A 14,469-nucleotide genomic window follows, 5' to 3' on the forward strand; every position below is an offset into this window, starting at 1 on the left:
ACTTAGTCCTTCTTGATAAACTTCTTCTTCGCCTTATCGAATCCAAGGTCGATCTTCTTAGAGTCAAAATGCCACACCGGCGAGCCGCTTCGCTGGTAGAAGCACTGATAGCTGCTCAGGAGCGATGCCAACAGTCGCCGAGTCGTTCGACGCACGACGTTAACTTCAGCAAGCAGAGTCAGGAAGTCAGCGCCCTTTGGCCAATGTCCCATTACTTCAACGAGAAGATCGAGCGTGCTCTTTCCTTCGATGCCCGCCTGGATTTCGCGAAGTTGCTCCATCCGCTGCGAACTGATGTAAAGGAGCGGATCGGTCTGATCTTCCCATGCGAACTCAAAAACGTTGGGCTTTGCCGTCTTGGTGAGGATGAAAACAGAGCCGCTTTCAATAGCCTGCTCATACCACCAGTCGATCAAATTGAAAAGCAGCCTTGCCTGGTTGTTCGCCCAAACTTGAAGCTCTCGACCGTTCGGGTCGATAAAGATGAGCTCCTGAATGTTCGGCATCGCGTCGATCCAGCCTTGCGGGAACTGACACATCGGGAAAGTACCGAGCTCTCTGTGGATCGATTTGAGCACAAGCCGAGTCTCATTTCCGCTCGACTTGGGCTGAAGGCCGGGGTCTTCGTCCAAGACGTCGGTTGCGAGCGGGTGCTGCAGCAATTTGCGCAAAGAGCTGGAGAGACCGTCGTCGGTCAACTCCACATCGACCAAATCGCCCTCTTCGTTCAAATTGTCCGTTTGAACGTACTGGAAAGGATCGGGGATGCTGTAGATGAAATCCGGCGCAGAATCCGGCTTTCGGAACCTGTCCGCGCCAACCCACCAAATCGCCTTGTCCGCCGTCAGAGCGTCCTTGAGGTTTGCAAGGTCGTCGGGGAAGGTCTTGTTGCTGGGCGTGATCTCGTAAAACTCTTCGAGAAGTTTGGTGGCCGTGACGGAATCTGCCGACGCGTTGATCTTCTTGATCATCTTCGTCACGTCGTCGGATTTAACGTCGATCGGGGCGATATCCTCAACCTCAATCGTGGGGGCAATCTTATCGGCAACCTTTAGCGCCATGCTGACCCACTTCTTCGCCTCATCAAGCGGGTAAACGATGCCATCCGCGCCAAAGACATAGTTCTCCATGTCAATCGCTTCGCCGACGATCTTGCTTGCGTTATAAAGCAGGATCGACTGGGGAGTTTGGGGCGAAAGCTGTTTCCACGCCACCGCGCCAAGCGCCTTCAGCGAGATCGGAGCGGCAATCTTCAGAGCTTCCGCCACAGCGCCAGGCTGTCGGAAGTCGATCTTAGCCAGCTTCTTCTCCGCAGGCTCAACGTCCTCTTCCGTGACACCGTTCAGTAGGTATGCCCGCTCAATCGACTCGTCGTTTGCGACAAAGCCCCAATCTGCGAGCATCACGTTGCCCTTCGGCGACACCACAAACTGCGGGTCCTTGTGCAGGTACGGCAAAAGCATGCCGACGAGCTTCTCGAACGATTCGCCGCGAGCTCGCGAAAGCTCAAGGGCGACCTCTTCGACGGGCATCGGCCCGCCAAAACGCTCAAGCAGTAGCCTTGCGGCTTCGCTAAACGGCCTGCCTTGTCCCTCGATTCGGGCGGTCGGAACCCATCGACGTTCGTGAAAAATGAACTTGTCGGGGTTAGATGCAAGCAACGAACGAACAGCCGACAGCCCCATGCCCGAGTTGGACAAGCGGTCGGCAAGCTCGCTGAGCTTGATGGCGGCTTCGATCTGCGTGAGCTGACTCAGAATGAGTCGGTCCGCATAGGAGCGCGCAAATAATTCTTCTGGCTTGAAGGTAACGGTCTTTGCCAAAGCAATTTCCCTGCGCCGGAGTCGGCGCGAACGTTAATTATGGCCCATAATAGAGACACAATTCTACGTTGGTTTGGGCGTTATGGCCCGGCTATTTCGACGTAATGAAAGCTATGAGGCGCGCGTTCACGCTCATTGAGATGCTGGTTGTCATCGCGATCATCGCGATTATTGCCGCGCTTCTCTTTCCTGTATTTGCCCGAGCGAAGGCTTCAGCCAAGCAAACCACGTGTGTGAGCAACCTCAGCCAGATCGGAAAATCCATCGCAATGTACATGGGCGACTACGACGATCTCTTCCCCCATGCGCTCGACGCTTCCGACCGATACGTCGCAAGCATTTGGCAGCACAACCCCGAATACTTTGCCCGAATCCAAGGCATGCCTATGCTTCATGAGGCTTTGCAAACCTACGTGAAGAACCGTGAGCTCTTCAAATGTCCGGCGGATAACGGCACAGAAGTGCTCGACAACCACTACCCAGATGTTCTCTCCAGCGCCCCCAGTCTGTATGCAACTTACGGCTCCAGTTACTTCTACAGGACAGAGATAGGGTTTCGGTATCTCTCACAAACCGGACTCGAAAGGCTTGTCGATATCAATGTGATGTTTGACGCAGCCGGGCATTGGCATGGCAGCGAGGGCGTACTGCGAGCCAGTGATGACTTTGCGACCTTTACGAAGAAGCTAAGACAATATCGCTACACAACGTTGTTTGCCGATTTCCATGTAAAATCGCTTGCCTGGAGCCAACTTCAACAAGCATGGGCGACACCGCTGTAATCCTTCGTCCCTACGGGATCATCGTCTCGGGTGTTTTGGAGATCGGTCTTGAAGTGGTACGCGAAGGCAGTCGCATCGTCGAGATACGACCGCACACAGGAATTCCCGACGAATATGTGCTGAGCGTTCCCTTCGTCAACGCTCATTCCCACCTTGAATACAGGGGGTTGCAGGGCAAGATTGCGGAAAATGAATTCTTTGCCTGGATCAGAAAGCTCACAGAACTCAAACAATCGCAGTCAATGGAAGAAGTCCGTGCAGCTTGTCTCCTCGCTGCCGAAGAGAACAAAGCAACTGGAGTCGGCTTGATCGGCGAGCACAGTGATCGTCCGTTTTCGGGTGAAGCACTATCGAAGGTTGGAATAGGGGGAATCATCTTTCAGGAAGTGATCACGTTCCTCGAACACGAATCGCCTGATGAGAAATGGAACGCTGTCTCAGCAAAAGCCGATATCAACAAAGCAAGTTTCGAAGGACAGGTTGTGATGTCGCCGCATGCCATCTACACCAATGAAGAATCGACCCTCGTTCGTTTCGGAGAGTCGGGAGAGCCGTTTAGCATCCATATCGGTGAAACGGTTTATGAGAGCCAACTCACTCACGACGGAACTGGACCCTTCGCCGAACTTGCAAGAAAGTTTGACGTTCCCGTACTTCACCTCGGTAAGACAATCTTCGGAACTGCTGAATTCTTGGGCCTCGTCAGACGTGGGGCGCAGTTTGTTCACTGCTGCGACCTTTCGTTGCCAGATATCAAAAAGATGAGCAAGGCCCAGGTCACGGTCGCGCACTGCCCACGCTCTAACTTAGCCCTTCAGAGCCCGCTGGCTCCCATACGAGAGCTGCTGGATCACGGGATCGACGTAGGCCTTGGGCTCGATTCTGCAGCCAGTTCCGGTGCTATCGATATGTTTGCCGAGATGCGGGCTGCCTTGCAAGTTGGTGGCCTGCGCGACAAGCGACTCGCACATGAAGAAGTCTGGAATATGGCAACGACGATGGGCGCTCGTTCGCTATGGCGCGAAGGGTGGGATATGCAGGTTGGGTTTGACGGACCACTGATCGCACTGGACGTAGCCGATTGCCACTCAACTGCCGAGCTGATTGAAGGTGCGTCACCACGGTCGGTAAGGTGGGTTCATTGAGCGAAATTCGGCAAAAAGCTACCGACCAGCTTTACGCGCTCGTCGCGCAAATCCCGGAAGGGCGGTGTGTTCCTTACTCCGTCCTTGGGCGTGCCTTGAGGACGCCAGTAAGTGGTTTCATTGTTGGACGGTGGATGGCAAGCTGTCCCCCTGGTCTGCCGTGGTGGCGCGTTGTCGCCAAAGACGGCTCCATGCCCGTGTACAAAAAAGACCCGAATGCGGAGTTTGAGCAGCGGAATCTGCTGGAGAGCGAAGGCGTGCCGATCGTTGAGGGTCGGGTCGTCATGGATGCGGTGGTGTGGCATCCGGAGTGAAGGCGTTGGCATGTGGTTAGCAGGTTGTTATCAAGTGGTTATCAGGTGGTCGGATACTCATCTTCATGGCTCTTTCGTTGTCAAACATTGCTGATCGCCATTCACGTGCGTACAGCACTGATTGACAGCAACTTGACAACGCCCCAAACACTCCTAACGCCCCACGCCAATCGCCCAACGCCTTCAGCCTAAGATAAACTCTCGCTTCTATGGCAGAACGCTACGAGCCGAAGACGTTTGAGGACAAGTGGAGACAGCGCTGGGCTGAGGCCGAGCTTTTCAAGACGCGCGAGGAGCCGGGGCATCCGAAATTCTACGCCCTCGACTTCTTCCCCTATCCCAGCGGCGCGGGCCTGAGCGTGGGGCACTGCCGCAACTACGTCCCGACCGACGTGCTCGCCCGCATGAAGTACATGCAGGGCTACAACGTTCTGCATCCGATGGGGTTCGACGCCTTCGGTCTGCCCGCCGAGAACGAGGCTATCGCCAAGAAGACGCACCCCGCGCCGATGGTGCAGGAGTACGGAGAGACCTACCATCGCCAGATGGACCTGATCGGCGTCTCCTACGACTGGTCGCGGTCGTTCTTCAGCTCCGACCCGGACTACTACAAGTGGACGCAGTGGATTTTCAAGCTGCTGTACGAGCGCGGGCTGGCTTACCAGAAGCTCGCGGCGGTGAACTGGTGCCCGAAAGACAAGACCGTCTTGGCGGATGAAGAGGTCGTTGGCGGTCTGTGCTGGCGCTGCAACACCCCCGTCGAGAAGCGATTGATCCCGCAGTGGTTCTTCAAGATCACCGAATATGCGCAGAGGCTGATCGACGATCTGGACCTGGTGGAATGGCCCGACGGCATCAAGAACATGCAGCGCAACTGGATCGGAAGATCTGAGGGTGTTGAGTTTGCGATGCAGGTTTTCACCCCCTCCTTGTCAACGCGAAGCGTTGATGGGGAGGGGGCAGGGGGTGGGGAATCTGTGAGCGATCAGCAATCGGCGATCAGCGATCAGCCGGCGGAATCCAAAATCCAAAATCCAAAATCCGAGATTGAGCCCGATTTCCTCGCCGATTTCGAAGTTCGCCCCAAGGAACGCCAGCTCAACTTCCGCGTTTTCACCACCCGCATCGACACGATCTTTGGCATGACCTTCTGCGTGCTCGCGCCCGAGCATCCGCTGGTCGAACAACTGATGAAGATGGTTGAGCCGGAGCACGTTGCCGCGATGCAGGAGTACCGCGAAAACGCCAAGCGGCTGAGCGACACCGACCGCCAAGCAACCAACCGCGAGAAGACCGGCGTGTTCACTGGAGCCTATGCAATCAACCCCGCCAACGGGAAGAAGGTACCGATCTGGATTGCCGACTATGTGCTGGCGACCTACGGCACGGGCGCGATCATGGCAGTGCCTGGGCACGACGAGCGCGACTTTGAGTTCGCTCAAAAATTCGGGCTGGAAGTTAAGAAGGTCATCACGTTGGGGGACGACGATCCCGAACTCCCGTTCGAGTCCAAAGATGGACGCATGACCAACTCGGGCGAGTACGACGGGCTGACATTCTCCGAAGGCACCGATCAACTCGGCGAATGGATCGAAGGCCTGGGCATCGGCGAACGCAAGGTCACCTACCGCCTCCGCGACTGGCTGATCTCGCGCCAACGATACTGGGGCTGCCCGATCCCAATGATCCACACAAAGGACGGCGAGATGCATCCAGCTTCTGACGATCAGCTTCCTGTGCTGCTCCCCGAGGTTGAGAACTACGAGCCCGCCGGAGACGGTTCTTCCCCGCTGTCGCAGATTCCCGAGTTTTTGAACGTCACGGACAAGGACGGCACACTGGGTCGAAGGGAAACCGACACGATGGGCGGCTTTGCCTGTTCGTCGTGGTATTTCCTGCGATTCTGCGACCCGTTCAACGATGAGAAGGCGTGGGATCTGAACAAAGCAAAGTATTGGATGCCGGTGGACTGCTACGTCGGCGGGGCCGAGCACGCGGTCATGCACCTGCTGTACGCGCGGTTCTGGACCAAGGTGCTGTACGACGCCGGGCTCGTGACGGTGAAGGAGCCGTTCCAGCGGCTGATGAACCAGGGGATGCTCCTCGCCAACACCCCTTACCGGAAGCCAAAGGAGAACGAAAAGCTTGAGGTCGGGGAAGACGGAATCTTGATCACGAAGGCGGAGGCCGAAACCCTCGCAGAAGATCAGGTCTTCTACAAATGGGTGAAGATGTCGAAGTCGAAGGGGAACGTCATCACGCCGGAAGAGGCCGTCGATGTGCTTGGCGCGGATGCTATGCGCCTGTACCTGCTGTTCGTCGCCCCGTTTGAGCAGGAAGTGCTGTGGTCGGGCGACGACGCCCAAGGATGTGTACGGTTCCTTGGCAAGCTGTTCCGCTTTGCCCATGAAGTTCAGGCTTGGTACGATCCTAACTGGCGGATGTCTATGCCAAACACGCCGACGAATCCGTTGTGTGCAAAGATCCGGCGCGAAGTCCACAAGACGATCCATAAGGCCACGCAGGACATTGAGAAGTTCGCGTTCAACACTTACGTCTCGTCGATGATGACCTGCCTGAATTCGCTCAACGAAGCTCTCAAGGAGGCGGGTGATACGCCGAGCGACGAGGCCAAGCTTTGCTTCAGCGAGGCTGTCGAGACAATGACACTGCTGCTTTCCCCGGCTGCACCTTTCTCCGCTGATGAACTTTGGGAGTCGCTCGGGAAGTCCGGCTTTACATATCACGCCGACTGGCCAAAATGGCGGGCCGAGCTTGCGGTGGAAGACACACTCAAGATCGCCGTGCAAGTGAATGGAAAACTTCGAGACACCATTGAGGTCGCCGCTGGATCAAGCAATGCGGTTCTCGAGGAACAGGCCAAAGCCTCGCCCAAAGTCCAGACTCACACCGATGGCAAGGAGATCAAGAAGGTCATCGTTGTCCCAGGCAAGCTGGTCAACATCGTCGCTGTGTGATAGCGCGGTATAAAGGGTCCGTATGAAGTGGCAGACAATTGCGATGATACTGGTGTTCGCTGGAGCAGTCGGGTTTATTTGGAACTCGCAATGTCAGAGCGACCCCTATCAAGCGCCTGTCATTTCGTCAGGTTCGGAGTACGCAGTGAAGGTGAAGGAAGCCGAAGACTTATCCTTAATCCCACTATCCAAGTTTGATTCTGGTGAAAAACTGACACCCGAAGATATCGACCAATTGAAGCGCGGCGCTGCCCTAACCAAGGGTCTTATCGGTTTTAGACCAGAGGCCATCACGCTGTTCGTTGGGCTATCCAAGAGCTACTTGGCTCTGGGCGAGAACGGGCAGGCCCACCAATGGGCACAAGACGGCATCGGCACGATCCCACTTAGTGCGCCTGATCAGCGGCTAAAGATTGTCGAGGCAGAACTTCACTGGATTAGTTCGCGCGCTCTTGAAAAGGAGCGAATGTACGATAAAGCCGAAATCGAGGCCACTTACGCGGTTACGCTTCTTGACGGAAACAAGGCTGTTGCGAAGGCTTACCAGGAAATGTATCAAGCCGACGATGCTTATGGGCGGGCGTTGGCAACGTACATGGCTCAGCTTGCATCCATCAAGCTTCAACTTGTTCAGCAAAACTATGATGGTTCTGAGTACACCGAACAGCAGATCAAGGACTTTAAAGCCGAGAGAATGAAATCTGTTCACGATCTCGTGCGCGCAGCGTTGCTGCTCGATCCAGATCATCCACGAGCAAAGCAGCTTGATATGCTCTTGCGGACATCACGGAACGGTTAAGCGGGCGTCGGCTCGGGGTCGTTTTTAGTGGGGTGATCGGGCAGTCGCTGATTTGAGAATAAGGCGATCACAGCCACGCCAACTCCAATCCAAAACGGAATCGTATAGTCTTTGTAGTGCTGCCAAAGCCACGCGCCCGTGACCGGGATGATTACGGCAGCGATGTGGTTCATCGTGACGCCCATTGCTACGCTCGGCGTAAGCTCTCCAGGCCGGACGATTTTTTGCAGATAGGTGCTGTAACCCACGCTAAACGCTTGGATCACGCGATCGACGATAAAGAGCCCGCAGAGGATGTAAACATTGGGGATGAGAGCATAACCGGCGAACACCAGAATGAGCAACCCAGCATAAACCGTCAAGGGCTTGCGCTCTCCGATCCTGTCTATCAGTTTGCCTACCGCTGGCGATACTGCTACCGAGAGAACGAGACTAACGAACTGCAAAACGAGCATCGTCCTCAGTGGCAGGCCATACGCGCTCACGAGGGTAAAGAACACGAAAGTGCCTAGAATCTGCCTTCGGCACCCTTCGAGAAAGGTCAGAAGATAGAACAAGCCGTACTCACGGCGCACGATAATGGGCTGGCGTTTTTGACCCGACGAGTGGTGCGACAACGTCATGCACAAAACGGCCCCAGCTAAGATCGACGCGCCAGCAATGTAATAATAAACGTTGTATCGAGTGAACTGAGGCCACGAAAACAGCGAAGCGATTTTGGCCAGAATGAGCGCGCATCCCAACGCTATTAGGTTCGCAAACGCATACACGGCGTTCATCTTGCCGAGGTTCTTCCCGCTGTTAGCACCCTTCGATAGATTCAGGGTAATCGCGGGTGCGACCGATGACCATGTATGAAATCCAATCGACCAAAGAACGGTAATCCCTACGAGGGGCCAATAATCGGTGAAATGACCCGTTAGGCCGATCCCAATGGCCATGATCGCCAAGCCCAAGGCCGCCACCCGAGCTTCGGCAAGTGCCACCAGGATGCCTGCCATTAGCGCGGCACACAATCCTGGAATCTCGCGGATCGATTCCAGACCGCCGTACTGCAATGGGGTCGCATTGACGATATCTTTGGCGAAGTTCGTAAAGACTCCTCCGTAGATCGAGAACCCGAACGCATACAAGAACGTCGCAATGATGAGGATTTTCCAGTCGAGCTGGTGACGCTTGATGTCTTCCGTCAAACCGTTTCACCTGAGTTCTGCATCAAACTATCCTTCCAAAGCATCATTCGCCGCCGTTTCGCCTGCAACATACCCGGATGACCAAGCCGCCTGAAGGTTGTATCCTCCTATCGGGCCGGCAATATCCAGTATCTCACCGCAAAGATAAAGACCCCTCATCTTGAGCGAACGCATCGTGTGTGGGTCCACTTCATCAAGAGAAACTCCCCCTGCTACGACCTCCCCCTTTTCAATGGGGACATGATGGACATTCCCTAGGGGCCACGCCTTGATCAACTCGATTAGCTTATTGCGGACCTTCTTGGAGAAGTTCGCATTGACAGTCCCCTGAACATAGCCAGCCTTTTCAAGAACACTATCCGAAAGTGCCTCGGGAGCAAACCGCCTTACGAACTCACCGAGAGTCTTCCTGGGGGTCTCAGCGATAAAGGCATCCAGTATCGCGTGTAGCTGCTCAAAGCTATTCGCCTGGGCAAGGTCCACTTCAAGTGAGATCTTCCCCTCACTCATCCTTTCAGCGACAACGCGGCTCACTCCGAGAACGCATGGACCCGAGACTCCATGCCTGGTAAAGACCATGTCTCCAGTCCATTTCTCAATCACTTTGCCTGCTTGTCGGGCTTTCAGGCAAACCTCCTGGAGGGACAATCCTTGAGTAAAGGCAGGTTCGGGGTCAGTGACGATGGGGGCGAGTGCAGGACGAATCTTTTCAATGGTATGCCCCATAGCCTTGGCCCAAGGCCAACCGTCACCCGTGGTGCCCGAAGCAGGATAGGAGCTACCGCCGACTGAAAGCACAATGCGAGGACAGAGGATGTGAGTACCCCCCGCCACGAGCCCCTGAACACCTAGCTCATCGAATAAGACTTCGCTTACTGGCGCACTTAGCCGCACGTCAACCCCTGCCTGAACTAGACGGTCACCCAAGATACGCACAACCTGCTTTGCATCCCCCTTTGTGGGGAAGATTCGACCATCGGGACGAGTATAAACTTCCAATCCTGCATTGACCAGCAGGTCCACGATATCGCGATTGGTGTACCGGTAGAACGAGGGTCTCAGAAAGCGAGCCTCTTTAGGTCGAAACGCACGCAGAACATCCTCAACCTCTCCATCGTGGGTGATGTTGCATTTCCCTCCCCCCGAGACAAGTATTTTGATGCCGATCCTGTTATTCTTCTCGTAAAGTCGCACCTTTGCGCCAAGCTCGGCAGCTCGCAGTGAGGCAAGAATCCCAGCTGCGCCTGCGCCTACCACGACCACATCCGGTTCTACTTCGCCCATGGGGAGTTAAAGTACCTTGCCGAAGCCCCACGTCGGGAGGGCAACGTTCTATCGTTGCCGGTCTATGATTACAGGAATCTGTCGAATCCGCGATTCATGCAGGACCGCGAATTCCACCCAAACTCACCGTAAAGAGGTCTGAATAGTTCGCCCCGGCCGAGCCAATGACGCTCTGGATCAGCACGACCTCTCGAATCTTCAAATCCGGAATCGGCGGCAGATCGATAGCACCGGCAAGCCCCCACCACTTATTTTGTCGCACAGTATGACGGCCACGGGCAACCGTGACATGCGGCCAAAACCGCTTCAGATCAAACTCAACTCCGCACTCAACGAGGGAAGACCGGATTTCCGCACTCAGCGTCAGGAACTCGCCATCAAATTCCAAGCAGGCCACCATCACACGGTCCTGGTGTCCGAACCCAAAGGGCCCCACCGCATGAGGCTTAAATGGTGCTGTCACAGGTTGAAGGCTCGATAATCGCTCTCGAAGTCGAGCGTGAAGCGGCTCGACTGCTCTTTCGGCGAGGTTGCCCATGAACGCAAAGGTGAGATGCATCTTTTCAGGCTTGGTCGGCCTGAAACCCACCGCATCCATAGGCGCCTTCAGCAAGCCCTGTATTTGGACCAATCGTTCTGTCACAGGCTTGTCGAGCCGTGCAGCGATGAACGCTCTCATCCCTCTATCACGGGCTTCAAATGAACCCAGTCGAGCCCGAACATGCTTCGCTTCGGTTTGGAGGCGGGGTTGCTCCCGATGAAGTCGACCGTCAGCGTGTTCTCCCCGGCCTTGAGGTCGAAGACGCCAAGGTCGAACTCCTTCCACATCAGGTCGGGGCTGTAGAAGTCGATGATCCCCGCCTCAACGCCGTTGATATAGAGCCGGTGCGCACCGTAGTCGGTCGCCATGCAGGCGTTCATGCGGACGCGGTACTTCCCTGCGCCGGGGCTCGGTATCGCCACGGTCAGGCGGTTCCCCACCGCAGCATCCATCCACCATATCTGCTTTTCGTCGGAGGGGCCTCCGATCTGCTGAACCTCCGTCTTGCCCCCGTTCGCCGAGAATCGCAGCGACTCGGCTTCGATGGCGTCCTTCGGCGCGTGCTTGAGGCTCACCTCGGGGAAGCGCAGCATGTCAGGGTCGAGCTCGGCGGTCGGCTTGCCGCCCGGCTTGGCGTACCAGAACGCGGCGAAGGAGAACTCGGAGGATGTGTTCGCCCAGTGCCATTTTTCGATGGCAAAGCGCAGGCTCTTGGTGAACGGGATGTCGTCGAAGATGTGCCAGCGCGAGTTGACGGCATAGCCGAAGTTGTCGGGGCCGTCGCATTGCGGCTGTGCGTGATACGGCTTGACGAACGGAAGGTTGCAGCACCACGCATAGCCGAAGTAGTCCTCTGTGCCCGTACCGAAGGTGCTCGGAAACTCCTCCCCATCCACAAAGACCTTCTCGTCGCCCTCGCCCCACCATGCCCGGACCGGGTTGGCGACCGTCAAAACCGCGCCGACGAAGCGGCCCTCGCCGCGAGTGCGCACGAAGTCCATGTCCGCCATGGGGCGGCTTCCTTTGTAGTCGTAGCCCCATTGGGCATGAAAGTGCATCTGTCCGGCAAAGGAGCGCAAAGGCTCAGTGCGTAGGCTGAGGCTTCCGGTCACGGCGACCTTTCCGTGGTTGACAAGCCGGATGTTCGCCTGCCGCGCATAGGGCATGGGCCAGCGCGCGGTGAACTCGCTCCCGCTCACCGACACCGGGAGAGTGTCGAAAGCGTTCGCTTTGGTGCCGGTCTGGAAGAAGTCGGCGATGGGGATGCGGACGCAGGTCTCATCGTCAAAGTCGATCTGAAGCTCCAACGAACGCAGGATATTGTGCTTATGGCGCGGGTCGGTCCAGGCCGTCTCAGCGGGAACCTGGGGAAAGTCGATCTTGAGCTGGAGCAGGCGGATCGCGGCTGGGCCGTTCCCCTGCGACCATCCCATCGCCTGCGAAGGCGCGATGGAGAACGGGTTGGATTTTCCTGGCTGGTCCGGCGGGGCCGTCAGCGACTTGGGCAGATTCAGGCTCGCGAGCTGCTTGGGATCGAAGGTCTCCACGACCGTGCCCTTGGCGTAGGTGCGGAAGTTGACGTGATAGTAGAGCCCCTTGGTGTTCCGTCCCGTTTCGTCGATGGTAATCTTGAGGCTCTTGCTGTAGGGGAACGGGAAGTAGAGGTTGCACCCGCGCGCTGCCGTGTAGGCAAACGGCTCGCCCCACGGCGGAACATTGCCCGTCAGCAGGCCGTCAAGCTTTGCCGTCAGCCGGGGCTCGGCCTCGCCATCGTAGTAAAAGCGCACGACCCCGTTGGGGTTTGCTGACCAGATGCGGACTACCGCACCGGGGCCCTGCAAATCCGCCATCACCCATTCCGTCCGTCCTGCGTTGGTCTCCTTTCGGATGTACTGCCCGTAGTCGGCATTGGCGAACCACTCCGGCGTCCCTTCCCGAACGCTGGCCCGATCATAGCTGCTGGCCTGGGCGCAGGTGTAGGCGGGGTTGGGTGTTGTGGAGAGTCGGGAGAGGTCGGACATCTCGCGCAGAAGCGACGCCGTGGTGACGCGCTGGGCGGGAGCGACGGTCGCAAGAAAGACGATGAGCAATGGAACGAAGAGTCGGAAGGGTTTCATGGGCGGTCGGAAGAGTTTATTCGATGCGCGGGGCGGGGATTCCTTTTAGGGGCGGGTAACAGACTTCCCTCCCCCTGCGAAGCGAGGTGGCTCCACCGAGCAGCACGAGGAAGGAAAGGGGGCAGGGGGTGGGGGTTCCAACCCAAGCTAGTGGCACACCGTGCGCAACCCCCATCCCTCAGCTCACTGCGTTCGCAGGTCCCTTCCCCCTAAATGCAGGGGGAAGGGATTGCTGCCGCGACTTCCTGAACACACTGGAGGGACACTGTCCTCAGTGTCCAAAAGCTCTTGGTCATCGAGGACGATGACCCTCCAGCCTGGGCAGGGGAAGGGGTTACCGCCTGCAACCCAGGGCCTCCGCATACATCCCCGCAATCTCCCGACCAAGCCGCTGGCGTGTAAACCTCCCCCACGCCTCCCGGTAGCCCGCTTCGTCAAGCTCACTTCTCAGTTCGGCATTCTCCGTCAGCACCCCGATCGCATTCGCCAAATCCTGCGCCTGACCCACGGCATAGAGCAGCCCCGTCTGCCCTTCTTCCACGATCTCCTGAGTCGCCGGGATCCGCGTCGCCACCAACGGACAGCCGAACCCCATCGCCTCAGCGGTCACGCGACCAAACGTCTCGGCGTGAGACGGCATGACAACGATGTCGGCCTCGCGATAGTAAGGAGCTACATCCCGTTGGAATCCGGCAAATCGTACCGTGCCCTTGATCTCTAGCTCCCCAACCAGATCGGCGAGTTTGGCTTCGTAGTTCGGCTCGCCGGAGCCCACAAAGGTCCACTCGGTGGCGATGCCTTGCTCCTTCAGCAGAGCTGCCGCCCGCATCGCATCCTCGGTGCCTTTTTGCGGACCAAGCCTGCCGATCACCACGATCTTCGCCGGACGACCCTCCAAAGGCGGTTTTGGCACGAAGGGCTGCTTTGCCTCTTCGTCGAGCGGCCCGTTGGGAATCGCCCGGATTAGCGACTCCGGAACGTATCGCCTCAGCCATGGGACGTTCGTCGGGGATGGGGTGATGACCGCATGGGTCGTCTCGGCAACCAACGCCCGGACCCGCGCGTCAGGCCTGAGGAAGAGTGGCTTTCCGTGTGATCTCAGCTGCTCTCTGGCGTGCCATAAGTGGGGAATGCCAAGCTCCCGAGCCGCCATCGCTCCGGTCGGCAGGATGATCGTGTTCGTGTGGATGAGGTCGATCCGCTCGGATCGTGCAAGCTGGGCAAGACCTTTTGCCTGAACCCGGTTCAGCATACGCTTGCGGATGGCTTGGAAATAGCCCCGATTGTTCAGCCAGTTCCGGAGCGGAAGGACGTGAATGGGGACTTCAAGCTCTTGGAGCGCGTCCGTCAGCGGTCCCGTTTCTGGAATGGCTACGGAGGGGACGACGCCGTGCCCGCGCAGGCCGACGATCATATCCAGCAGGGAGCGCTGAGAGCCGTACATCCGGGCCGACTGAACAACATAGAGGACCCGGATGTCACGCGCTGGCATG

11 protein-coding genes are annotated in these 14,469 nt (G+C 57.1%); 5 read left to right on the plus strand and 6 right to left on the minus strand.

The genetic code is table 11. The features are described 5' to 3' along the window. Nucleotides 1-2: 2 nt before the first annotated feature. Nucleotides 3-1,823, minus strand: coding sequence for a hypothetical protein (locus tag KF784_09015; protein MBX3119192.1), 1,821 nt, complete (start codon nt 1,821-1,823; stop codon nt 3-5). Between the two features lie 113 nt (nt 1,824-1,936). Here KF784_09015 and KF784_09020 point away from each other — a divergent pair, with 113 nt between their 5' ends. The 5 genes from KF784_09020 (at nt 1,937) to KF784_09040 (ending at nt 7,841) form a co-directional block, all read left to right on the plus strand. After that, entirely contained in the window at nt 1,937-2,605 is a 669-nt protein-coding gene (locus KF784_09020) for a prepilin-type N-terminal cleavage/methylation domain-containing protein (GenBank protein MBX3119193.1), read from the plus strand. After that, nucleotides 2,587-3,750, plus strand: coding sequence for an amidohydrolase family protein (locus tag KF784_09025; GenBank protein MBX3119194.1), 1,164 nt, complete (start codon nt 2,587-2,589; stop codon nt 3,748-3,750). Before KF784_09020 ends, KF784_09025 begins: the two co-directional genes overlap by 19 nt. After that, nucleotides 3,747-4,064 (plus strand): MGMT family protein, encoded by a 318-nt coding sequence (locus KF784_09030; GenBank protein MBX3119195.1) that lies wholly within the window; start codon nt 3,747-3,749, stop codon nt 4,062-4,064. The genes KF784_09025 and KF784_09030 overlap by 4 nt, the downstream gene beginning before the upstream one ends. A gap of 209 nt (nt 4,065-4,273) precedes the next feature. Continuing rightward, the gene (gene leuS / locus KF784_09035) at nt 4,274-7,042 is read left to right on the plus strand and encodes a leucine--tRNA ligase (GenBank protein ID MBX3119196.1); all 2,769 of its coding nucleotides are present in this window, start codon (nt 4,274-4,276) and stop codon (nt 7,040-7,042) included. Between the two features lie 22 nt (nt 7,043-7,064). Next, a complete protein-coding gene (locus tag KF784_09040) occupies nt 7,065-7,841 on the plus strand; it encodes a hypothetical protein (GenBank protein ID MBX3119197.1) in 777 nt (258 codons plus the stop codon). Here KF784_09040 and KF784_09045 read toward each other — a convergent pair. The 5 genes from KF784_09045 to KF784_09065 form a co-directional block, all read right to left on the minus strand. Continuing rightward, the gene (locus tag KF784_09045) at nt 7,838-9,034 is read right to left on the minus strand and encodes an MFS transporter (protein ID MBX3119198.1); all 1,197 of its coding nucleotides are present in this window, start codon (nt 9,032-9,034) and stop codon (nt 7,838-7,840) included. The genes KF784_09040 and KF784_09045 overlap by 4 nt on opposite strands. Nucleotides 9,035-9,061: 27 nt before the next feature. Continuing rightward, nucleotides 9,062-10,318 carry an aminoacetone oxidase family FAD-binding enzyme gene (locus KF784_09050; GenBank protein ID MBX3119199.1) on the minus strand — a complete coding sequence of 419 codons (1,257 nt, stop codon included), beginning with the start codon at nt 10,316-10,318 and terminating at the stop codon, nt 9,062-9,064. Nucleotides 10,319-10,412: 94 nt separating this feature from the next. Further along, the gene (gene thpR / locus KF784_09055) at nt 10,413-10,997 is read right to left on the minus strand and encodes an RNA 2',3'-cyclic phosphodiesterase (GenBank protein MBX3119200.1); all 585 of its coding nucleotides are present in this window, start codon (nt 10,995-10,997) and stop codon (nt 10,413-10,415) included. Continuing rightward, entirely contained in the window at nt 10,994-12,976 is a 1,983-nt protein-coding gene (locus KF784_09060; protein MBX3119201.1) for a DUF2961 domain-containing protein, read from the minus strand. The genes thpR and KF784_09060 overlap by 4 nt, the downstream gene beginning before the upstream one ends. Before the next feature lie 334 nt (nt 12,977-13,310). Next, a complete protein-coding gene (locus KF784_09065; GenBank protein MBX3119202.1) occupies nt 13,311-14,468 on the minus strand; it encodes a glycosyltransferase in 1,158 nt (385 codons plus the stop codon). Nucleotide 14,469: the final 1 nt, after the last annotated feature.

This window comes from Fimbriimonadaceae bacterium (assembly GCA_019638775.1).
In the GTDB taxonomy this organism is placed as follows: domain Bacteria; phylum Armatimonadota; class Fimbriimonadia; order Fimbriimonadales; family Fimbriimonadaceae; genus JAHBTD01.

Coding starts and splice junctions, on each gene's coding strand:
- KF784_09025 (MBX3119194.1), top strand. CDS start 2,587: ATGGGCGACACCGCTGTAATCCTTCGTCCCTACGGGATCATCGTCTCG.
- leuS (MBX3119196.1), top strand. CDS start 4,274: ATGGCAGAACGCTACGAGCCGAAGACGTTTGAGGACAAGTGGAGACAG.
- KF784_09065 (MBX3119202.1), bottom strand. CDS start 14,468: ATGCCAGCGCGTGACATCCGGGTCCTCTATGTTGTTCAGTCGGCCCGG.
- KF784_09020 (MBX3119193.1), top strand. CDS start 1,937: ATGAGGCGCGCGTTCACGCTCATTGAGATGCTGGTTGTCATCGCGATC.
- KF784_09060 (MBX3119201.1), bottom strand. CDS start 12,976: ATGAAACCCTTCCGACTCTTCGTTCCATTGCTCATCGTCTTTCTTGCG.
- thpR (MBX3119200.1), bottom strand. CDS start 10,997: ATGAGAGCGTTCATCGCTGCACGGCTCGACAAGCCTGTGACAGAACGA.
- KF784_09050 (MBX3119199.1), bottom strand. CDS start 10,318: ATGGGCGAAGTAGAACCGGATGTGGTCGTGGTAGGCGCAGGCGCAGCT.
- KF784_09040 (MBX3119197.1), top strand. CDS start 7,065: ATGAAGTGGCAGACAATTGCGATGATACTGGTGTTCGCTGGAGCAGTC.